The sequence below is a fragment of the Candidatus Eisenbacteria bacterium genome (assembly GCA_016235265.1).
Classification (GTDB): Bacteria; Eisenbacteria; RBG-16-71-46; order RBG-16-71-46; family JACRLI01; genus JACRLI01.
The window spans coordinates 51,783-73,257 of sequence record JACRLI010000019.1 but is presented as its reverse complement, the minus strand read 5'-3'; the positions used below and the strand labels follow the sequence as shown (position 1 = coordinate 73,257).

The following is a 21,475-nucleotide window of genomic DNA, read 5'->3' as shown; positions in this document are numbered from 1 at the left end:
TCCTTGATTGACGCCCCTCGGGGCGGGTTGTACGCTGGCCGCGCCTTCCTTACGAAGCTGTCCGCGAACCACGGAGAGATGAAGTGAAACAGGTCAGCCAGGACCGCAAGACGGGCGAAATGGTGGTGCTCGACGTGCCCGAGCCGCCGGTGCCGGACGCCGGCGCGCTGGTGCGCACCGAGTACTCCCTGATCAGCACCGGCACCGAGCGCGCCATGGTGGAGACGGGCCGCGAGAGCCTGGTCACCAAGGCCATGCGCGACCCCTCCAAGGTCGGGGAGCTGGCGCGCCAGGCGCTGGCCGAGGGCCCCGGCAAGGTGCTGGAGAAGATCCAGGACAAGCTGGCTTCCTACAAGCCCATCGGCTATTCCGCCGCCGGCACCGTGGTGGCGGTGGGTCCCCGCGCCCCGGGCCTGCGCGCCGGCGACCGGGTGGCCTGCGCCGGGCCCGGCGCCCCGCACGCCGAGATGCTGGCGGTGCCGGTGAACCTGTGCGCGCTCGTCCCGGACGGCGTCCGCATGGACCACGCCTGCGCCGCCACGCTGGGCGCGATCGCCCTGCAGGGGGTGCGCCAGGCCGACGTGCGCCTGGGCGAGAACGTGGCCGTGATCGGCCTCGGCCTGCTGGGCCAGCTCACCGTGCAGCTGCTGCGCGCATCCGGCTGCGGCGTGCTGGCCGCCGACCTTTCCCCCGCGCGCGTGGAGCTGGCGCTGCGCTGCGGCGCCTCCGGCGGCCTGGTCCCCGGCCACGACGACCCGCGCGCCGCGGTGGACCGCCTCACCCGTGGCATCGGCTTCGACGCCGTGATCCTCACCGCCGCGACTTCGTCCAGCGAACCGCTCCAGCTGGCCGGCGCCCTGGCCCGCGACCGCGCCCGCGTGGTGCTGGTCGGCGCGGTGGGCGGCGAGGTCCCGCGCTCACCATACTACGAAAAGGAGCTCAGCGTGCTCCTCTCCCGCTCCTACGGCCCGGGCCGCTACGACCCGGCATACGAGGAGCACGGGATGGACTATCCGCCCGGCTACGTGCGCTGGACCGAGGGCCGCAACCTGGATGCCTTCCTGGCCCTGCTCGCCCGCGGGGCGCTCCGCCTGGACGAGGTGCTCACCCACCGCTTTCCGCTGGAGCGCGCCCCCGAGGCGTATGCCCGCGTCACCGGAGACAGCGGTGCGCTGGGCATCGTGCTCGAGCATCCGGCCGCGACCCGGGGAACGGGCGAGGCCGCCACACCCGGCTCCACCGGGCCCGCCGCCGCGACCGACGGCACCCTGTCCGCCGGCCCGGCGAAACCGTCGCCCCTGCCGCCGACCGCCGCCACCGCGGGCGCTCCCGCCCGCCCGCAGGCCGTCGAGCCGGTGGTGCCGCGCCGCGAGATGCTGGGCCTGGGAGTGATCGGACCGGGCTCCTTCGCGCAGAGCTACCTGCTCCCCAACCTGAAGCGCGACCCGCGCGTCCGGTTCGTGTCGGTGTGCGACGCCACCGGCCTCACCGCCCGCCAGGTGGCCGCGCGCTACGGCTTCACGGAGGCCACCGGCTCGGTGGACTCCCTGCTGGCGCGCGAAGACGTGCACGCGGTGGTCATCGCCACCCGGCACGACACCCACGCGCCGCTGGTGTGCCGCGCGCTGCGCGCCGGCAAGAGCGTGTTCGTGGAGAAGCCGCTGGCCCTCACCCACGCCGAGCTGGAACAGGTCGCCGACGCGCTGCGCGCGTCCCGCAGCCTGCTGCTGGTCGGCTTCAACCGTCGCTTCGCGCCCATGATCCGCGGAATCCGCGAGGCCCTGGGTGGCGCCGCGCCGCTGGGTCTTTCCTTTCGCGTCAACGCCGGCTTCATTCCGCATACCCACTGGACGCAGGACCCGGCGGTGGGCGGCGGGCGGATCCTGGGCGAGGGCTGCCACTTCCTGGACCTGCTGGCGCACCTGGCCGGCTCGCGCATCGTGCGCGTGCACGGCGAGGCGTTCCCCGAGCCCGGCCGGCCCGCGTGGGCCGGAGACAACGCGTCGTTCAACCTGGCCTTCGAGAACGGCAGCGCCGGAACGCTGGGCTACTGGGCCTCCGGGGAGGCGACTTTCCCCAAGGAGTGCCTCGAGATCTTCGGCGGCGGCTTCTCGGCCCGCCTCGATGACTATCGCGAGGCGCGACTGCTGGGCCCTGCCGGCGAGAGGCGCTGGAAGTCCGCCGCGCCCGACAAGGGCCACGCGGAGGAGATGCGCCTGTTCGCCGCGGCCGCCCGCGGCGAGGCGCCGCCGCCGGTGCCCCCGCAGGAGCTCCTGGACAGCATGCGCGCCACATTGCAGGCGGCGCGCTCGCTGGTGGAACGCCGCCCGCTCGAAGTCTGACCGGCGCACCGCGCCCGGGGTCCGCACCCGAAGATGCAGCGCCCTCGCGCGCGGTCGCGCCTCCGGCGCGCGCCGCCACAGCGCGCACCCCGCGTCAGCGGCCCGCGCGGGCCTCGATGGCCCCGCGATACACATCCAGCAGCCGCTCCGCCACGCGCTCATTGCGCAGGTACGCCACCCGTTCGCGCCCCGCGGTGCGCCGGGGGCCCTCCAGCAGCGGCCGCAGCGCCGCCGCCAGCGGGGCCGTGGCGCGCTCCGTCACCGCGCAGCCGTCACAGCCCTCCACGTGCTCGCGCACGTCCCCCACGTCCACGCTGACCACCGGCAGGCCCACCGACATGGCCTCCTTGACCACGTTGGGCGAGCCCTCGCGCCACGAGGTGAACAGCAGGGCGTCGGCGGCGTTCATCGCGTCCACCAGCGCCGCCTGCGGGCGGTCATGGACCGGCACCAGCGTGGCGTGCACCCCCTGCGCGGTGAGCAGCCGCATCGCCGACTCGGCCAGCGGGAAGTTCTTGGCGGCGATCGCCGGGTCCGCCGCGAACAGCACGTAGCGATCCTCGAGATCCCAACCCAGCCGCCGGCGCGCCGCCTCGCGCGGGCAGGGCGCGAACACGTCGAAGTTGACCCCGTTGGGCAGCACCACCGAATCCCGCACCGGCGCCAGCACCCGGCGCATGTGCGCGGACTTCACCACCACGGCCTCCGCGCGTCGCGCCGCCCGCTTCGACAGCCACACCATGGGCAGGCTGGAAAGCGCGATGCTGCCGTCGGGGCGCGCGCGCCCCAGCAGGTCGTCCCCGCACAGGGAGAGCACCGTGGGCGGGGTGCGCATGCCTTCCAGCAGCACGCCGGTGAGGCCGAAGTGCACGTGGACCAGTTCGTAGCCCCGCGCCAGCGCGGCCCGGACCTCGCCCCTCTGGCGCCAGTAGTTGGCCCGGTCCTCCCAGCCGCGCACCAGGAGCACGTCGAAGTCCACCCCCAGCGGGCGCAGCGACTCCATCTGCGAGCGCACGAAGGTGCCCCACGCCGGCCGTTCGGGGATCGGGTAGAGATTCGTGAGGCACAGGACCTTCACTCCCGTCCCCCTTCCCGGCGGGCCCACTCCAGCAGGTGGAAGAGGGTCATGGCCAGGTTGCGGGGATAGAAGCGGCGGTCCGAGAGGAGGCCGTAGTCGCCGCGCGAGAAGCGGAAGCCGCCGGAGGGCAGCTGGCGCGAGAGCGTCCAGCGCAGGCCGCGATCCGAGAGCTCCGCGGCCCCCTCCACGCCGTGGCGCGCGCCGGACTGCAGCGCCAGCGCCAGCACGTCGGCGTAGTAGAGGACCTCGGGCAGGTCGTGGAAGCAGTCGCACCGGGACGCCCCGCCCCGCCGCACCCCGCCACGCAGGTACGCGGTGGCCCGGCGCGCGAGTCCCCCGGCGCGCGCGTCGCCGTGCGCCTCGTGGTGCCACCACAGCTTGAGCGCCTGGAAGGCGTTGTACTGGTAGCACAGGTAATGGGGCTGATGGCGGGCGTCATGCCGGCCGGGCAGCTCGTAGGGGAACTCCCCGGTTGGCTCCTGGACCGCCTCCAGGAAGGTCTCCAGCGCGGGCACCCGCGCCAGGAACGCCGGGTCGGAGAGCGACGTGGCATAGCGGCCCAGCACCCACACCATCTCGGCGGAATTGTTGGGCACCAGCCCGCGGGGCCGGTCGAAGTAGTGCACCGCCAGGCCGCCCGAGGGGTGCGGCTCGTAGCCGATGCGCTCCTCCAGGAAGCGGTGCCAGCGCAGGGCGCCGTCGCGGTAGCGCGGGTCGGCGGTGTCCTCCCAGGCGCCCAGGAGGGTCACCGCCCCGAAATTGCCCTCCACCGTGGCCTTCAGGTGCCGCCGCGCGCGCAGCGGGTATTCCCACGAGCCGTCAGGCAGCTGCGAAGCCAGGCACTCGTCGGCCACCGCCCGGGCGATCGCGCCATAGCGCGCCTCACCCGTGGCGCGCGCCAGCTCCCGGTTGGCCATCGCCCAGTAGCCCTGGCCCTGCCGGAAGACGAAGCGCTCCCGGCGCTGGAGCAGGGGGAGGTAGCTCTTCACGAAGCGCCCGATCCGCAGGTGCCAGCGCACGCCCTGGTCCGGCCCGCCCAGCGTGGCACCGTCCCAGAAGCGCGCCTCCATGAACGCGTGGAGGCGGACCGCGGCCTCCCGCGCGGCCGACGCCAGCGCGGCGCCCTCCCCCGGGCTCATCGCGGGCCCTCCGCCACCGCCCGCTCCAGCAGGTCGTGGATGAACTTCGCGTTGCCCGACCAGGTGTGCCGCGCCACCACCGCCTCGCGCGCACCCCGCCCGAGCCGTGCGCGCAGCATCGCGTCGGAGGCCAGCGCGGCGCAGGCGCGCTCCAGGTCGTCCACGTCCCCGGGGCGGGTGAGCAGGGCCGTGACGCGGTCCTCGAGCACCTCCCGCAGCGCCGGCACCGCGGGGGCCACCACCGCGCGCCCCATGGCCATGTACTCGAAGGTCTTGGTGGGCGAGCCATAGTCCGCGGCCATGGGGATCACCGCGGCGTCCATGGCCGCCAGGTACGAGGGGATTTCGGAGTGGGGCACTTCGCCCGCGTACACCACCGAGCCCCGGCGCTCCGCCTCCGCGGTGGCCGCCCGCAGGGCCTCGTAACGCAGGTTCCCCCTGCGGCCCCCGACCAGGAAGAAGGTCGTGTCCTGCCGCGCCGCCGTAACTCGGCGGGCGGCCTCCAGGAACAGGTCCACCCCGTGGTAGGCGGCGAAGCTGCCCACGAACCCGATCACCACGCGGCCCTCGAGCCCGAAGCGGCGGCGGATTTCCGAGCCGTCCAGGTCGGGGCGGAAGCGCCGCTCGTCCACGCCGTTGTGGAGCACGTGCACGCGGTGCGGCTCCACCCCCATGCCCCGCAGCTGCTCGCCCAGCACCCCCGAAACCGCGATCACGTGGTGCGCGCGACGCGTCACGCGGCGCTCGACGGCCCGGCCGATGGTCCCCAGGCCCAGCCCCCCGAGGAGCTTCAACTCGTCCACCGAGGCGTTGAACTCCAGCACCCACGGGATCCCGGCCGCGCGGGCCCAGGCGCCCGGGGCCCACTCGAACGCGTGGTACCGCTCGTACACCACGTCGAAGGGCCCCTCCCGCTGCGCCCACTCCTGCAGCCGCCGCCGGAAGCGCCGGTTGTGCAGCAGGTAGAGCGTGTCGCGGCCCACCACGCGCAGCCCCCGGGGCAGGCGCTCCTTCCAGCCGTACGCGCCGCCGCCGCGCGGCCGCCCGTCGGCCTCGAACTCCACCTTGCCGCTGTCCAGGAGACTCACCTGGTGGCCCAGGGCTTCCAGGTTCCGGATGGTCTCCGTGACGTGCGTCTGGAACCCTCCGCCGCGCGCACGCGGCGTCACCCCCGGATCCGGCACGACGTACAGGACGCGCACGTCAGTCCTCCCGCTCCACCGGGGCGTAGCCGCCCCACCAGGTGGCGGGCAGCTTCTGCACCAGCAGCTTGAACTTGCCGCTCTTCGTGCGCGGGATGTCGGGCACCACCTCCACCCGCACCGTCAGCCCCCCGTCGGCCACGGCCTCGAGCTTCGAGCGGATGCCGCGCGCGGTGTCCCCCGAGTAGTCCGGGTACGGCACCACCGCCAGCGTGATCTCGCCGGGCCGCTCCTGGCGCACCTGCATCTCCTTGAGCCGGGCGTACTCCTCGAGATGCGTGCCGAAGATGAGGGCGTTGAGCGGCATGATGTGCCCGTCACGGGCCACCACCACGTCCTGGCCCCGCCCCTCCAGCCGCTCCAGCAGCGGGAATGCGCGCCCGCACACGCACCGCCGGCGGCTCCACGCGGCCAGGTCGCCGGTGCGGTAGCGGATCATGGGCAGCGCGTAGTTGTTGAAGCCGGTGCCCACGATCTCGCCGATCTCGCCGGGGGCCGTGGGCGTGCCGTCCACGCGCAGGATCTCGGTCACGCCGTACTCCGGGAACACGTGGTAGGCGTGGTCGTGCTCGCACTCGCTGGCCAGCACCGCGCACTCGCTCTGCCCGTAGTTGGAGAACACCCGGGCGCCGAAGGCCCGCTCGAAGCGCTCGCGCTGGTCCGTGCGGAGGGTCTCGGAAGCCACGTGCACCAGGCGCAGCCCCGCCAGCGGCGGCAGGCCCTCCTGGATCCAATGGCGTGCCAGCACGTCCAGGCCCGCCGGGAAGCTCTGGATGAAGACCGGCTGCAACTCCTGGATCTTGCGGGCGTAGGCCGGCAGGTTCTCGGCGGTGAGGTGGTGCGACGAAAAGAAGGTCCAGTCGCGCTCCGGGTAGCAGGTCTGCCAGAAGCGGCCGGCGCGCAGGTCCTTCGGGGCCACCACCTGACCCTTGAGGATCACCGAGCGGTCCTCGAAGCGCACCCCGAGCCAGCCCCACGCCCGGGCGATGAACGCGCGCTCCAGCGGGTCGGTGCGCCCGCGCTCCACCACGAAGCCCAGGGGCGTGCCACTGGTCCCCCCGGTGGTGCGCCGCAGGCAGCGCGCCGGCCCGAAGTTGCCGGCCACCAGTTCGGGCATGCGGGTGGTGATGATCTCCTTGGTCAGCAACGGCAGGGCCAGCAGGTCCTGGGGCCCGCGCACTTCCTCGGGCCGCAGCCCGGCGGCCTGCATGGCCTCGCGGTAGTAGGGCACCTGCTCGAAGGCGTGGCGCAGCAGGCGGCGCAACTCCCCGCGCTGCAGGTCGCGCAGGCGGTCCTCGTCGAAGGACTGGCTCTTCTCGAGGGCGGTCAGCGTGCGCCGGTACAGCGCCCCGTAGCGCAGGCTCGCGGGGATGAAGCTGCGCAGCTTCTGGGCGTGGCCGCGGATGTCGCTCAAGACGCTCATGCCTGGTTCGCGTCCTCCACCTCGAGGATGGTCTCGAATTCCAGGGGCAGTTCCCCCGTGACTTCCAGTTCCAGCACCGGCGCGGGATGCAGCTCGCCCCAGCGCTCGCTGTGCTCGCCCGCCACCATCCGCGCGCGGGGCGCGGCGGGGCCCGCGGCGCCCGGTGCTCCGGCGCGCTCCCCGGACCCCGTCTCCCGCGGCCCGCGAGCCGGCGCTCCCGCGCGCAGCCGCACCAACCGGCCGCCGACGCCGCAGCTTACCGCGCCGTCCGGGGCCTGGTGCCACTCGAGCGCCGCCAGGTGCCAGCGGAGGGTGGCGCGGTGCCGGCCCTCGCCCTCCACGCGGTCGAGCACGCGCAGCTCGGAGCCGCCCGCGGCCAGGTGCACCGTGCGACGCACGGTCACCGGCAGCCCGCGGGCGCGGTAGCCCTCGTGCGAGGCCTCCAGCGTGGTGCCCTGCGGACCTTCCGCCAGCCGCGCCGTGCACGGCACGCCGTTTTGGAAGTACCACAGGTCGAGGCCCGTGCCCGGTTCGGCCATCTCCAATCCGTCCACCTGCACCGTGTTGTGCGCGGCCGTGCCGCGCAGGCGGTTGCGAACCGCCGGGTCCGAGGTGTAGGCGCAGGTGCCGGAATCCACCAGCACCGGCCGTCCGTCCACCGAAACCTCGCCGGAAAGCGTGTCGGCATGCCCGTGGACGCCGTTTCCCGGCTTGGCCAGCGGGCCGGCGTCCCACACCGAGTGGACCGCGCCGGCGCGCAGGACATAGATCCCGCCGTCGGGGAACGCGCACCCGGACGCCCCGGCGGCGGATATGCGGCGAGCGCCCCGCGTGACCGGCGCGTCCGAAACAGCCTCCGCGCCCTCCGCGGGCGCGCCCGCCGGTTGCACGCCCACCGCATCCAGGCCCGCCAGCCATGCGGCCTCGTCCAGCGCTGCCGCGCCGGCATCCCGCCACGCGGGCTCGTCGAACATCGCCCCGCCCACGGCCAGCAGGTGCCGATGGTCCAGCGGCGGCCGGGGCGCAAACGACAGGATCCGCCCGTCGTCGTGATCGCCCAGCTGCGGCGCGCGCCCCCCGGGGTGCAGCGTCGCGGCGACGAAGCCCACCATGGCCCGCACCCTCTCCCGCGCCGCCTCCGGCGCCGCGGCGGCCTGGCCCGCCTGGCCTTCGAGATCGGCCAGGCGCAGCCCGTGCAACGCCAGCTCCGTCACCAGCCGGTGATAGCCGGTGCTGCACTCGATGCTGGTCCCGTCCGGGCGGGTCTGCGCGAAGAGCTCTCCCAGCGTGATCTCCCGTCCCATGCGGGCCAGGGCCCGGCCGCGCCGCCCCAGGAATGCCCCCGCGTACCACAATCCCAGCCCGTTGGACCAGTAGTGGTTCCCGCTGAACCGATCGCGCTCCCGGAAGGCGGATACGAACCTGGCCCCCTCGAGCACCCCCCACCACAGCCTTCCGCGCGTGCCCCGCGGGAACGCCGGCGAGCCGGCGCACAACCGGTCGATCCACACCCAGTGGGCGATGCGCAGCGCCACTTCCATGGGGGTGATCCACTGCGGCCCGAACTCCGGCGGGTTGGACCCGGTGAAGTCCTCGATCCCCGCCGCCGCACCCGCGGCGTAGCGGTCCTCCCCCGTGAGCCAGTGCGCCTGGGCCATCCGCAGCAGGTGCGTGCCCCGACCCACCTCCCACGGGATCTTGATGTCGCACGACTCCCCGAGCCGGAGCGCGTCGAGCCGGGTGAAGTGCGCCACCGGCCATGCCGGTGCGCCGGAGCGCGGATCGCGGTGCCAGTCCACCCGCGCCCCGAAGTCGTGCCGTTCGCCGGTGAGCAGTTCCACCCGGCCGAGCAGTGCCTCGTCCGCGTCCCGGAGCACCGCGTCGAGCGCCGCGGGGCAGCGCTCCCGAAGCAGCTGCGCCAGCGCGGCGCGCCCGGCGGCGCGCACGAAGAACGGCGTGCGCTCCCAGTCCGGCGGCTCCACGAAACCCGGACGGCGCGGGCCCAGCAGGTCCGCGCGCGCGCGCGCCATGCGCCGGCGCAGGCGCTGCCCCACGCGGTAGGCCACCATCCCCGGACCCAGCTCGCGGACCCGCCGCACCAGCAGCGGCGCATTCATGCGGGTTGCCCTGCGGCAGCCACGTCCTGGTACAGCTCCCCGAACGCCTCCGCGGCGCGGTCCCACGAGTAGGCCCGGCGCACGGCGTCGCGCCCGGAGTCCGCGAGACGGGCCCGCGCTGCGGGATCCTCCAGCAGCTCCGCGACCACCCGCGCGAACTCCTCGCCCGTGGGGCATACCCTGAGGTCCGTCCCGTCCCGCAGCTCCAGGCCCGCCACCGCGGTGGGCGAAGCCACCGTGGGCAGTTCCATCGCCAGCGCCTCCAGCACCTTGTTCTGCAGTCCCGAGGCCACCCGCAGCGGGCAGGCGAACGCCTCGGCGCGCGAGAGCTCTTCGCGCATGTCGTCCACCCAGCCCACCAGCGTGACGCCCGGCAGGCCCGCCAGGGCCTGCACCGGCGGTCCGGGGTCCGCACCCACCAGTCGCACGTGCGCGCCGGGGACCCGGGCGCGCACCGCGGGCAGCACCTCGCGCGCCAGCACCCCGGCCGCGTCGGCGTTGGGCCGGTAGCGCAGGTTGCCGAAGAACACCAGCCGGCCCGGGACGCGCCCACCGCCGTCGTGCCGGAAGTACTCCGTGTCCACGCCGTTGGGGATCACCCGCATGGAGGCCGAGCCGATGTGGTCGCGGTCGCGGGCCGCCACCACCACGGCCGCGCCCGCTCGGGCCGGCATCCCCCGCTCGTAGGCGCGCAGTTTCTCCGCCTGGCCCAGGAAGCTGTACCAGAAGAATGAGCGGTCCCGGAACCGCATGGCCGGGGACGCTTTCAAGAAGGCGTCGTAGCGCAAGCTCATCGAATCGTGCAGGTCCACCACGCAGCGACGGTGCAGGGACGGCGGGACGGCGCGCCACGCCTGCAGGTGCGAGACGTGGATGACGTCGCAATCCGCCGCCGCCCGCTCCACCTCCGCGCCCACCCCCCGCAGCTGCGGCGGCATGAGCAGCAGCGGCTCCGGCGAGGTCAGCGCCCGCAGCCACTTCGCGAGCTTGCCGCCGGGCTCCTGCCACCCGGGCGGAACGCGCACGTCCCGGGCCTCCACGCCCGCGGGCGCCGGGCCCGGATCCGTCGCGCCGGGCTCCTGCAGGCTCCACCAGGTGATCCGGTGGCGGCGGGCCAGCCGCTCCACCAGCCGCCAGTTGCGCAGGCGGTCCCCGGTGACCAGCGGGCCGCGCGGGCCGTCGGCCAGGAACAGCACCCTCATCCCCGGCACCTCACGCCCCGCCGGGCCGCCGCAGCATCCCGAGCACCCGCGCCTTGAGCAGCGCCTTCTCCTCGGCGTCCAGCAGCCACGGCGTGAACAGGATGACCAGGATCAGCGCGGCGTAGGCCGCCAGCAGGATGCGGCGCGAGCGCAGTGCCGGAAGGAACAACAGCGCCAGGACGAAGATGGTGCACTGCGCCAGCATCACCAGGGCAATCACCGCCATGCTGCAGAAGGCGGAGATGGCCGCCCCGGTCACGCCATAGCGCGGCGTGAGCAGCAGGTTCAGACCCACGTCCGCCACCAGGCCCATGGTCACCCCCAGCAGGCCCATCTGCGGCTTCTCGATCAGCAACGGGTACAGCCCCAGCACGTAGAAGGCGGAGTAGAACAGGTGGTACATCACGAAGGCCCACATGAGATTGGCCGATTCCGTGAATCCTTTGCCGCAGATGAACGGGATCACCCAGGGGCTCACCGCCAGCAGGAACAGCGCCACCCCCAGCAGCGCCAGCAACGTGGCCCGCACCGCGAAGTTGATGCGGCGCATCACCACCCGGCGGTCCCCCTCCTCCCACATCTGGCTCAGGTTCGGGCTCAGCACGTTGGCGGTGAGCGCGCCGAGGAGGAACACGTAGGCGGACACGCTGGCCGCGGCGGTGTAGATGCCCACGTCGTGCAGCCCGCGCAGGCGCACCAGCATCCAGCGGTCCACCAGCACCAGCAGCTGAAGTTCCAGAGGCATCAGCATGGACCAGCCGCTGTAGCGGACGATCTTGGGCACGAAGTCCGGCTCCTCGATGCGCAGGTGCTCCGGTTCGGCGCTCTTGAGGTGCTTCCACAGCAGGCCGCCGAAGACCAGCGCCGTGGTCCACGACCCGATGGCCTGGGCCCCGGCCGCGGCCACCGGCGTGCGCGCCACGCACAGCACCAGCACCGCGCCCAGCACGCTGAACACCAGCACCGGGAAGAAGTCCATCGAGGAGGTGACGAAGAACATCCGCATGCCCGCGAAACCTGCGCGCAGGTGGCGCAGCATGGCCTCGGGCACGATGGCCAGCGCGGTGACCACCACCAGCCAGGTCTGCGTGCGCTCCTGGAACACCAGCGCCGAGACCTGCGGGGAGAATGCCAGGCAGCCCACCGCCGCGATCGAGGCCAGCACCAGCGTCGGGCGCATGGTCCGCAGGAAGAAGTCCCGCAGCCGTCCCTTGCGCTCGTACTGCTGCACGTAGCGCGCATAGCTGGAGGGCAACCCCAGGGTGACGATGTTGAGCGGCGTGCCCATGATGGTGTCCACCGCCAGCCCCAGCGCCCCCACGCCGGACGGGCCCAGCATCCGGGTGAACACCATCTGGCGCAGCACCGAGAGCACGCGCTGCAGGATGGTCATGGACATGACCACGCCGATGGAACTGGAGATGCTCTGGCGCTTCAGGAACCTGGCCAAGCTCTAGCCTCGGGCTTCGGGCCGGTCCGCGACCACGAAGTGGGCGCCGGGACCGTACAGAAAATCGTGCAGCACCGGCCCCAGGAACGGCCGCCGCAGCATCGCGATGAGCCAGTCCTTGGGGCCGAGCCGGGTGGCGGTGTCGGGGTCCGGGCCGGACTCCGCCACGGAGAGGCCCGCCGACTCGCACAGCGCCTCCAGCAGGTCCAGCGGGTAGGGGCGCTGGTGCGTGAGATCGCGCCAGAATCCGCTCGCGATGCTCCGCATCACCAGCGTCCGCGGCGTGATGACGATCAGCCGCCCCCCCGGCGCCAGCGCCCGGGCGGCGAGCCGGATGAACCGTTCCCCTTCCTGCGCCGGGATGTGCTCGATGACGTGGCTGGCGAAGATCCCGTCGAATTCACCCGGGTGCCGCTCGAGGTAGGCGCTCCCTTCACTCAGCTCGACGGGAAACCCGGCCAGCCGGGTGGCCTCCACCATCGCCTCGGACATGTCGATCCCGGCACCCCCGATGCCCAGTTCGCGCATGAGCCCCAGGAAGAACCCCCGGCCGCATCCCACGTCCAGCACCCGGCGCCGGCCTGCGAATCGCTCGGCGTACTTCCGCTGCGTCCGGCGGAGGCCGGCTTCGTCCCCTCCCCAGGCGTACACGTTGTCCAGGCGCTCCCCGGAGGCGTCGGTGCGGACCTCGCCGCCCGCTCGGGGCGTTTCGGTTGCGTCAGCCATCGGTCCGCCTTCCTCCCCGCGCGTCCGGGGGCAGCACCTGCACGGAATCCAGCACCCCGCCGGGTGTGGCGTCGTCGTCCTCGAGGTAGTGGCGAAGGTTCACGCTGGGCAGGAAGTCCTGCGTCACGGCGCGCATGCGCAGCAGGTAACGGCCGGGCTCTGCGCCGCCGGGGACGTACAGCGGCGGCGCCCAGCGCACCCACCGGCCCGCGGGCCAGTGCTCGGGCAACCCGCCCTCCGCCCGCAGCGGAAGGTAGTAGTTCAGCCGGTACAGGCGGTGCGCCCGCTTCTGGGCGAAGACCCGGCCGAGGCGCGGGGGCAGCCACGCGGGCCGCGCAGGCACTTCCCGGGCCAGGCTCAGCTCCACCCGGAACCGCTCTCCCGCGCGGGGGGGCCGGTCGCGGCGAAGCAGGCAGCGCACGAACACCGATTCCCCGCCGGCGACCGCCCGGGGTTCCAGGCGCAGCCAGCCCAGGAGGTTGCCACCGCCCAGGTCCACCTGCGGAGACCCCGCCGGCGGCGCCAGGTCCGGCCACGCCGGCACGGGCTCCGCGGCGTACGCCGCCAGCCCCGCGGGAAGGACCTCGAAGACCCGCTGCCCGGGGGCACGGAACACCTCGCGGAACGCGTCCGGGCGGGAGGCGAACTTCCGCTCCACCGCAGGGTACTCCGCGGGGTCCACCGACACCATGTAGTCCAGCCGCGGGCCCGGATGGGTGAAGTTCAGCACCACCAGGTCCACGCCGTAGCGGCGCAGCAACTCGACGGCGCGGGCCGGCGGACAGCCCGGGCTCAGGATGTCCGAGGCGGCCTGCATGCGCTCCAGCGCCTCGCGATCGCTGGGCGAGGAGTGCTGGTTGAGCGTGGCGATCACATCGTGACGGGTGAGCCCCGCCACGCTGTAGCAGGTGATCGCGTCGGAGACGACCACCCGGCGATCCGGGTAGGCGCGCTCCAGGAACTCCAGGGTGGCGCGCCAGGGCGCGGACGAATGGGCTTCCTCCACCGCCAGGGCCGCCGGGCCGTAGCCCAGGGCGCCGGCCTTGATGTCGGGGCCCAGCAGCAGTGCCGCCGCCAGCAGCCACGCGCCGGCGGAGGCCACCCGGCGCCCGGGCCGGAACTCCGCGGCCTGGTCGGCAAGCCAGGCGCCGAGCACGCACAGCGCCAGCGCCGGCGAGTACAGCCGCACCGCCAGGTACCCCAGCTTCGGCGCGACCAGCGGCATCAGCAGAGGGTTGAACAGCAGCCCCACGGCGGACCACACGCCGACGCACGCCAGCAGCCGCTGCGGGGAAGGCCGGTGCGCCAGGAAGAAGGGCGTGGCCAGCAGCGACAGCCAGGTGGCCTGCCCCAGGATTCGCAGCCACGAGAGCGGTTCCAGCACGTAGCCCGCCGGCAGCACCAGCAGGCCCTGCAGCCTCGTGTGCATGGGATTCACCGGGTCGTAGGAAACCAGGAAGCGCCACGCCAGGATGGGCACGCAGCAGAGCGCCGCCACCGCCAGGGAGCGCAGCGCGCTCCGGGCGTGGGTGCGCATGGAGCCCGTCGCGGCGGCCACGGCCACGAAGACCCCCACGACGAAGAACCAGGGCGCCGGGGCGAACACGTGGACCATGGCCGAGGCCGCCAGCAGCCACGGCACCGGGAAAGGGCCGGGGTCCGGATCCGCGGCGCCAGCTTCCGGGCGCTCCCCCCCGCCGGGCGGCGCGCCGGCGCCCAACGCGGCACTCCCGCGCGAGGCGGCCGCACGCAGCCCCGCGATCAGGCCCGCGAACGCGAGCCACACCAGCGCGTCCGCGGTCTTGTTCGGGTAGCCGAGCTTGAGGAGGAAGCTGTGCCCGGGGGCGCCGTACAGGAGGGCGAAGAGCACCGTCGCCGCGGCCGCCCCCGCGCGCGAGGTCGCCACGGTGCGGGCCAGCACGTAGAAGCACGCGGTGACCGCCGGCCCCGCCAGGGCCGGCCACGCCCGCCACAGCCCCGCCGGGCTCTCCCCGCCCAGCGCGGCGGTGACCGCCAGGGGCCCGTGCAGGAAGCCCTTGCGCAGGTCGATGGCCCCCGAGGTGACCTCGCGGTAGAACTCGCGCAGCGGCAGCACCGAGCCGTCCTGCAGGATGGTCTTCATGTACGCCAGGTGGTCCAGCGAATCGTAGCTCTGGCCGATGGACCCGCCGCAGCGCAGCAGGAACGCGCCCAGGCCGACCAGGGCCACCGATTGCGCCAGGTTCCACACCGGTCCCGGGGCGCCGGCAGCCCCGTCATCCCCGGGCCCCCGCGCGCGCGGCCGCAGCATCCACGCGCCCGAGAGCGCCAGCAGGCCCGCGGTGAGGTGGGCGATCGCCGCGGGCGGCAGGCGCAGCAGGAAGCACAGGGCGGCGGCGAGCGCCAGCCACGCGGCGCTGCCGCCGAACGCATAGGCCAGCGCCGGCGCCGGCTCGCGCTCGCGGCGCCCGGACAGGCGCGCGAGGCTCCAGCCCGGCAGCACCCACAGCGCCACCAGCGCCACCGCCATGCGCACCGGCGCGGGCCCGGCGGCGGTAATTGTCAGCGCCAGCAGCGCGGCGGAGCCGGCCAGCGGGAACATCGGGGCGAGGCGGGCGGGCGGGCTCATCGCGGCCTTTCGGCCTCCCGCGAGCCCACGCGGGAAATGTCTCCCAGGGTCAGGTTCTCCTTCCACATGTAGAAGAACCCGAAGCCCAGCACCGGGAGGTGCTGGGTCACCATGTACAGGAACGAGTAGGTGAACGCGGTGCTGGCGTCCACCCCGAAGATCGCCAGGCCGGCCTGGCAGGCCACCTGCATGGGCCCGAAGTAGCCCGGCGCGGAGGGCAGCATGATGCCCACTGAGATCACCACCATCAGCACCGCGCTGGCGTACAGCGGCAGGCCCAGGTGGAGCGACTCCAGCGTGGACCAGATGCTCAGCACGATGGTGAACCACATGAGCACGGAGAGCAGCGAGATCCGCAGCAGGTGGTGCCCGTTGCGCAGCACCCCCAGCCCCTCCGCGAAGGAGGCCAGCAGTCCGGCGATGCGCTCCACGAGGCCCGCCGGGAGCGGCCGCATCAGGCGGCGGGCGAGCGCCAGGAAGCGCTGTGTCTGCACCTGCAGCAGCACCAGCACCCCCAGGACCACCACGTTGATCACCAGCACCGTCAGCCCGGCGCGGCGCAGCCACGGGGAGAAACCGTGGGGGTAGACCAGCATCACGCCGCCGAAGCACGCCAGCAGCGTGGTCAGGTCGAAGATCCGCTCCACGACGATGGTGGCCAGCGAGGCGGTCTTGCTCACGCCCTCGCGCCGCCCGATCACGTAGGGACGCACCAGTTCGCCCAGCCGGGCGGGCAGGATGACGTTGGCCAGGAAGCCGATGAGCGTGGCGCTGAACAGGCTGGCGGTCCGGATGTCCTTCACCCCCGCCAGCAGGAACTTCCAGCGGTAGGAGCGCACCAGGTAGCCGAGCATGGTGAACGCCATGGCCGGGACCAGCCACGCGTAGTGTGCGCGGCCCAGGGCGTCGCCCACCCTGCCCCAGTCGATGCCGCGGAGCACCCACCACAGGAGCAGCCCCGTGATGGCCAGCCCCAGCAGGAGCCGTCGGATCATGCCCCCCCGCCGAACCGCTTGCGCGCCAGGAATACCAGGTTCTCCCAGCCGTCGCGCCACTTGCGCAGCTTCACGTCGCCGATGCGCTCGAGGTAGTGGATGTGCACCTCCTCGAACTTCAGCCTGCGCATCAGGGCCTCGATCTTGATCTCCTCGGACAGCGGCATCCCGTCGCTGGTCAGGCGCAACTCCTTCAGGATGGCCCGGCGGAAGATCCACATGCCCGACTGCGAGTCCCGCACCGGCTTGCCGAAGAGCAGGAACATCGCCAGCGTGAGGACGTTGTTGCCCAGCTGGTTGGTGAACGGCATGGCCCTGGGGTTGGCCAGCGGGAACCGGCACCCGGAGATGAAGTCCAGCCCGCCGTCCAGGAGGCGCTCCACCAGCGGCTGGATGGCGTCCGCGGGGTAGCTGCCGTCGCCGTCCAGGGTGCAGATCACGTCGCCGGTGGCCGCGGGCAGACCGGCCTTGTACGCCGCCCCGTACCCGGGGCGGCCCTCGAACACCACGCGCGCGCCGAGGGAGCGGGCCACCTCGCCGGTGCGGTCGGTGGAGTTGTTGTCCACCACGACGATCTCGTCCACGCAGGGCGGCATGCCCTCGATCACGTGCCGGACGCCGTCCTCCTCGTTGTAACAGGGGATCACCACGCTGATTTTCTGCCCTCGGATCATCGCGCCTCCGGGAGAACCAGCCGCTCCGCGCGCCACGCGCCCTCGCGGCGCGCCTCGACGAAGCAGGACTGCATCGGGGCTTCCCCATCCCGGGAAAGCCGGTATACGGGTCGTTCCAGGCCGGCCAGGAAACGCAGTTCCCCGGGCCCCAGGCCGCGGCCGAAGGCCGCCTCCACCGCTCCCCGGCGCGACGCCACCGCCGTCGCCGGGTACTTCCACTGCTCCGCGTAGGCGGAGCGCGTCCACACCTGGGCCCGCTCCGCCCGCACCAGCGCCTGCAGACTGCCCGGCGCCACCAGCACCACCGCCTCCGCGGGCGTCTCCCGCCGCACCCACTCGTACAACCGGAGCTCCTGCGGGCCGGGCGCAGGCGGGTCGGGCCGCAGCGCCGCCATCCCGTGCGAGAGCAGCACGCAGCCCAGCACCAGGGCCTGGGTCGGCCCGTAGGCCAGCGCCAGCGCCACCCCCCGCGCCACCCGTCCCGGCAGCAGGCGCACGAACGCGGCCCGCGCCGCGCCGGCCGCCAGCGCCGCCGCGGGCAGCAGGGCGAGGTGCAGGAACTTGCCCTCGTTGCCCGAATTCACGCGCAGCACGCAGCCGAGCGTCACACCACAGGCGACGAACAGCAGCGTCCAGCGCGCCGCGCCGCCCGCGCGCCACGCCGCGGGCGCCGCCGCCACCGCGAAGCTCAGCACCCCCACGCCCACCCACAGGGTGGTCCACACCATCCCGCGGTTGAGCAGCAGCTCCGGCAGCCCGCCGTCGGACTTGGCCTGGGTCACCGCGCGCAGGTACGGCATCACCGCCAGCGCCCCCAGGGCCATGACCAGCGCCAGCGCGGCCGAGCGCACCAGGCTGCCGCGCGAGGGCGCGGAGAGGAACGCCAGCACCGTGGCCACCGCGCCCGCGACGTAGACCGCGAAGCCCGCCACGGTGTGCACCAGCAGCGCGGCCGCGGCCAGCGCGCCCGCGGCCAGAAAGGTCCCCGGCCGGCGCTCCTCGCGCGTCTCCGCGGCCGCCAGCGCCCACCACAGGAACACCGTCATGCCCCACGAGAACGCGGTGCCCACCTGGTACTTGTCCAGCGAGTAGGCCAGCGCCGCCGAGCTGTAGCGCCACTGCACCAGGTTCAGCACGTAGTCGGGCAGGTGCGCGCCCAGCCCCGCCCAGCCCGTGGGCGACTTCCATGCGTGCACCAGCACCCAGCCCCACCCCGCCGCGTTGGCCCCCAGCGCCGCCAGACCCGGCGCCCACAGCGCCGCGGCGTGGGACAGTCCGACCCGCCGCGCCAGCAGGTACGCCCCCGCCAGCGCCAGCGCGAAGTAGGCGGAGTTGAACAGCCACATCGCCGCGAAGGGCCCCACGCGGGCCACCGAGTCGTAGGTGGCCAGCACCACGTGGAAGAACCAGAAATACTGCAGCGGCAGCCCCGCGTAGTAGGGATCCTGGGGCGGCAGCGCCAGGTCCCGCACCTGGAACGTGACCGCGGCGTGGAACCACGCGTCGGAACGCTCCAGCAGGTGCGGGTTCAGGAGCGGCGGCACCAGCACCAGCGGCAGCAGCCACGCGCACCGCCACAGCGCCTGGGTCTCCTCCGCGCCGAACCCGCCGGGCAGCTCCCGGCCGCGCCACGCCGCCACCACGCCCCACGCCCCCAGCGCCACCAGCCCGGCCTGCAGGCTGTCCAGCCCCGCCAGGCGCAGCGGCAGCACCGAGACCCCCAGCGCCACCGGCGAGAGCACCAGCGCCAGTCCCCAGCGTCGCAGGGCGCCGCCGTGGCGCACCCAGGACGCCAGCGCCAGCGCCGGCAGCAGGTACAGGGCGCCGCCCAGCACCGCCGCGCGCAGCAGGTTCAATCCGTGCGCTCCTCCCGCCGCAGCTGCTCCAGTGCCAGCGCGCGCGCCAGGTCGCGGTTCTCCTGCTCCAGCCGCGTGAGCTTCTGGCTCTGCTGCAGCAGGCTCACGAACACGAACACGAAACCGAAGAAGAAGATGGTGGACGTGTCGTACACCGCGCCGAAGAGCCGGGTGATCGCCTGCAGCAGGCCGCGCCAGAAGGCCAGCAGGGTGATCCCCACGGTGGCCATCATCCACAGCACGCTGTATTCCTCGGAAAGCCGCTTGCGGCGCACCAGGTTCAGCACGTACACCGCGAGGAGCAGGGCGGTCACCCCCGCCACCAGCTGCGGCATTCGCGACAGGTGCTCGTTCCCGCCGGTCACGTTCATGGGCGCCTCCTCCCCCGCGACTTCACCCGCAGCGCCACGATCGCCGACGCCAGCAGGTTCTTGTACGGGTAGTACAGGGACTTGGTGAAGGTGTAGAAGCTCTGGCCGAACTCGCGCGCGCGCATCTCCACGGGCACCTCCACCAGGCGGAACCCGGAGCGCGCCAGGTGGATCAGGAACGGCGCGTCGGGGAAGTCGTGCGGCAGGTCGGCCATGCAGTGGCGCATCACCTCGCGCGAGTAGGCCCGGTAGCCGGAGGTGGTGTCGTGGATGGCCACGCCCGCCAGTCGCGTGGTGACCCACGAGAAGAGCAGCATCCCCGTCCGGCGCAGCAGCGGGGCGCGGTACGCGGTCTTCTCCACGTAGCGGGAGCCGATGCTGACGTCCGCCTGTCCCCCGGCCACCGGCGACACCACCGCGGCCAGGTGCCGCGGGTCGTGCTGACCGTCGCCGTCCACGTTCACCGCCAGGTCGTAACCCTTCTCCACCGCGTAGCGGAAGCCGGTGCCGATGGCCCCGCCGGCCCCCAGGTTGACCGGGTGCGACACCACGGTGACCCCCAGCCCGCGGGCCACCGCGCGGGTCTCGTCGCGGGAGCAGTCGTCCACCACCAGGATCGCAGCGCCGGGCGCGGCGGCGCGGATCTCGGGGATCACCCGCGGCAGGTTCTCCGCCTCGTTGAAGGCCGGCACGGTCACCAGCACCCTGGTCCAGTCGATCACGCGGCAGCCCCCCGGAACAGCAGCTTCACCCACAGCCCGCGCATCGGCAGGCGCAGCTTCTCGAACAGCGCCCGTTCCTCCTCACCCAGCAGGCGGAACCAGCGGATGCACGCGATGGACAGCACCCCGGCCGCGGCCGAGAGCACCACCAGGCCGGCCAGCGAGCGCACCCGCTGCGTGCCCAGCCCCAGCGCGGCCAGCGGCGCGGAGGCCGCGTAACAGCGCAGGATAAAGCTCCAGGGGATCCCCACCTGCGGCGCCCAGCGCCGCACGATCGAGTGGTACACGAACGGCGAGAGCGCGATCACCAGCGCCACCGGCACCGCGGCGCCCCACATGCCGTAGCGCGGCACCAGCGCGAAGTTCAGCCCCAGGATCACCGCGGCGCTCCCCAGGTTCACCAGCAGGTTGACCCAGGTCTTCTCCATCACGTACAGGCACAGCGACAGCGGCGTGGCCAGGTAGGTCACGGCGAAGATGGCGAAGAACGCGGCGCACAGCGGCCCCGCCGGGGCCCAGTCCGGCCCGTACACGGCGGGCACGGCGCGCGCGCCCACGGTGGCCCCCCACACCGAGATCGGGGCGGCCAGGAAGAACAGCAGCTTGTAGTAGGCGCGCACCGCGCGCGAAAGCGCCGCGGGATCGCGCGCGTACACCTCGGAGAAGCTGGCCAGCATCAGCGGCCAGATGGCCGCCGGCACGAAGTCCATGAACTGCTGCGGCACGTTGTAGGCCTTGTCGAAGAAGCCCACCTGGGCGCCCGGCCAGTAGTGGCCCAGGATCAGCGTCTCGAAGCTCCGCCACGTGATCAGGTTGAGCACCCCGATGGCCGCGAAGGGCAGCGCGTAGCGGACCACGCGGCCCATCTCCACGTCCTCGCTGCCCGGCGAGGGCAGCGCCAGGAAACGGCGCGAGTCCAGCAGCAGCACCAGCCCGGTCACCCCGCTGGAGATCCCCGCCGCCACCAGCACCCCGGCGGCCCCGTGGCCCTGGCGCAGGGCCAGGAGGGCCAGGACCAGGTACACCACCGAGCCCAGCGCCTGGGCCGCGGTCAGGTTTCGGATCTCGTACCAGCTGGTCAGCACCTGGGTCCAGGTGGTGACGAACAGGTCCACCAGCAGCAGCCCGGTGGCGAGGATCACCAGACCGTCCACGGGATGGTGCCACAGGGCCTCGACCTGGGGGCGGAACACGATGGTGCCCGCGAACAGCCCGGCCCACACCACCGATTGCAGCCCCAGCGTGGCCAGTACCAGCCGGCGCGCGGCGCGCACGTTGCCCTTCACGCGCATCTCCGGCAGGTAGCGCAGCAGGGCCTGCGTCAGGCCCATCCAGCACAGGACCGTGAACAGGCCGATGACGTTGCGGGTGGCGCTGTAATGGCCGGAGGCCACGGTCCCCAGCCCCCGGGCCACCATCACCGAGGTGACCATGAGCAGCAGGCCGCGCACGGCCTTGCCGAGCACGCTCCAGGAGAGCGCACCCCCGACCCGGCCGTACCCCTGTTGCGGGGAACTCTGGTGCTCGACGTCGGCGTTCCGGGACATGGACGGCCACTCGGGCTAGGGAG

16 protein-coding genes are annotated in these 21,475 nt (G+C 73.4%); 1 reads left to right on the top strand and 15 read right to left on the bottom strand.

The features are described from left to right. The first annotated feature begins 83 nt into the window (after nucleotides 1-83). Nucleotides 84-2,342, top strand: a complete 2,259-nt coding sequence (locus HZB25_11270; GenBank protein ID MBI5837818.1) for a bi-domain-containing oxidoreductase — start codon at nucleotides 84-86, stop codon at nucleotides 2,340-2,342. 94 nt (nucleotides 2,343-2,436) lie between these two features. Here HZB25_11270 and HZB25_11265 read toward each other — a convergent pair whose 3' ends face one another. From HZB25_11265 to HZB25_11195, 15 genes are read right to left on the bottom strand one after another with little or no spacing between them, the layout of a single operon-like run. Then, nucleotides 2,437-3,420, bottom strand: coding sequence for a glycosyltransferase family 4 protein (locus HZB25_11265; GenBank protein ID MBI5837817.1), 984 nt, complete (start codon nucleotides 3,418-3,420; stop codon nucleotides 2,437-2,439). Next, on the bottom strand, nucleotides 3,417-4,559 hold the full coding sequence (locus tag HZB25_11260; protein MBI5837816.1) for a hypothetical protein: 1,143 nt from the start codon (nucleotides 4,557-4,559) through the stop codon (nucleotides 3,417-3,419). Before HZB25_11260 ends, HZB25_11265 begins: the two co-directional genes overlap by 4 nt. Continuing rightward, nucleotides 4,556-5,761 (bottom strand): glycosyltransferase family 4 protein, encoded by a 1,206-nt coding sequence (locus HZB25_11255; GenBank protein ID MBI5837815.1) that lies wholly within the window; start codon nucleotides 5,759-5,761, stop codon nucleotides 4,556-4,558. Before HZB25_11255 ends, HZB25_11260 begins: the two co-directional genes overlap by 4 nt. Nucleotide 5,762: 1 nt before the next feature. Next, the gene (locus tag HZB25_11250; protein ID MBI5837814.1) at nucleotides 5,763-7,184 is read right to left on the bottom strand and encodes a phenylacetate--CoA ligase family protein; all 1,422 of its coding nucleotides are present in this window, start codon (nucleotides 7,182-7,184) and stop codon (nucleotides 5,763-5,765) included. Further along, the gene (locus HZB25_11245; GenBank protein MBI5837813.1) at nucleotides 7,181-9,301 is read right to left on the bottom strand and encodes an alginate lyase family protein; all 2,121 of its coding nucleotides are present in this window, start codon (nucleotides 9,299-9,301) and stop codon (nucleotides 7,181-7,183) included. The genes HZB25_11250 and HZB25_11245 overlap by 4 nt, the downstream gene beginning before the upstream one ends. Continuing rightward, complete coding sequence (locus tag HZB25_11240) at nucleotides 9,298-10,503, bottom strand: glycosyltransferase (GenBank protein MBI5837812.1); 1,206 nt, start codon at nucleotides 10,501-10,503, stop codon at nucleotides 9,298-9,300. Before HZB25_11240 ends, HZB25_11245 begins: the two co-directional genes overlap by 4 nt. Nucleotides 10,504-10,513: 10 nt before the next feature. Continuing rightward, complete coding sequence (locus HZB25_11235) at nucleotides 10,514-11,953, bottom strand: oligosaccharide flippase family protein (GenBank protein ID MBI5837811.1); 1,440 nt, start codon at nucleotides 11,951-11,953, stop codon at nucleotides 10,514-10,516. A gap of 3 nt (nucleotides 11,954-11,956) precedes the next feature. Further along, nucleotides 11,957-12,679 carry a class I SAM-dependent methyltransferase gene (locus tag HZB25_11230; GenBank protein MBI5837810.1) on the bottom strand — a complete coding sequence of 241 codons (723 nt, stop codon included), beginning with the start codon at nucleotides 12,677-12,679 and terminating at the stop codon, nucleotides 11,957-11,959. Next, complete coding sequence (locus HZB25_11225) at nucleotides 12,672-15,287, bottom strand: hypothetical protein (GenBank protein ID MBI5837809.1); 2,616 nt, start codon at nucleotides 15,285-15,287, stop codon at nucleotides 12,672-12,674. The genes HZB25_11230 and HZB25_11225 overlap by 8 nt, the downstream gene beginning before the upstream one ends. After that, nucleotides 15,284-16,282, bottom strand: coding sequence for a flippase-like domain-containing protein (locus HZB25_11220; protein ID MBI5837808.1), 999 nt, complete (start codon nucleotides 16,280-16,282; stop codon nucleotides 15,284-15,286). The genes HZB25_11225 and HZB25_11220 overlap by 4 nt, the downstream gene beginning before the upstream one ends. Beyond that, nucleotides 16,279-16,956 (bottom strand): glycosyltransferase family 2 protein, encoded by a 678-nt coding sequence (locus tag HZB25_11215; protein MBI5837807.1) that lies wholly within the window; start codon nucleotides 16,954-16,956, stop codon nucleotides 16,279-16,281. The genes HZB25_11220 and HZB25_11215 overlap by 4 nt, the downstream gene beginning before the upstream one ends. Continuing rightward, complete coding sequence (locus HZB25_11210; GenBank protein MBI5837806.1) at nucleotides 16,953-18,812, bottom strand: hypothetical protein; 1,860 nt, start codon at nucleotides 18,810-18,812, stop codon at nucleotides 16,953-16,955. The genes HZB25_11215 and HZB25_11210 overlap by 4 nt, the downstream gene beginning before the upstream one ends. Continuing rightward, nucleotides 18,809-19,183, bottom strand: coding sequence for a DUF2304 domain-containing protein (locus tag HZB25_11205; GenBank protein MBI5837805.1), 375 nt, complete (start codon nucleotides 19,181-19,183; stop codon nucleotides 18,809-18,811). Before HZB25_11205 ends, HZB25_11210 begins: the two co-directional genes overlap by 4 nt. Continuing rightward, entirely contained in the window at nucleotides 19,180-19,905 is a 726-nt protein-coding gene (locus tag HZB25_11200) for a glycosyltransferase family 2 protein (GenBank protein MBI5837804.1), read from the bottom strand. The genes HZB25_11205 and HZB25_11200 overlap by 4 nt, the downstream gene beginning before the upstream one ends. Further along, nucleotides 19,902-21,452, bottom strand: a complete 1,551-nt coding sequence (locus HZB25_11195) for an oligosaccharide flippase family protein (GenBank protein MBI5837803.1) — start codon at nucleotides 21,450-21,452, stop codon at nucleotides 19,902-19,904. The genes HZB25_11200 and HZB25_11195 overlap by 4 nt, the downstream gene beginning before the upstream one ends. Between the last annotated feature and the right edge of the window lie 23 nt (nucleotides 21,453-21,475).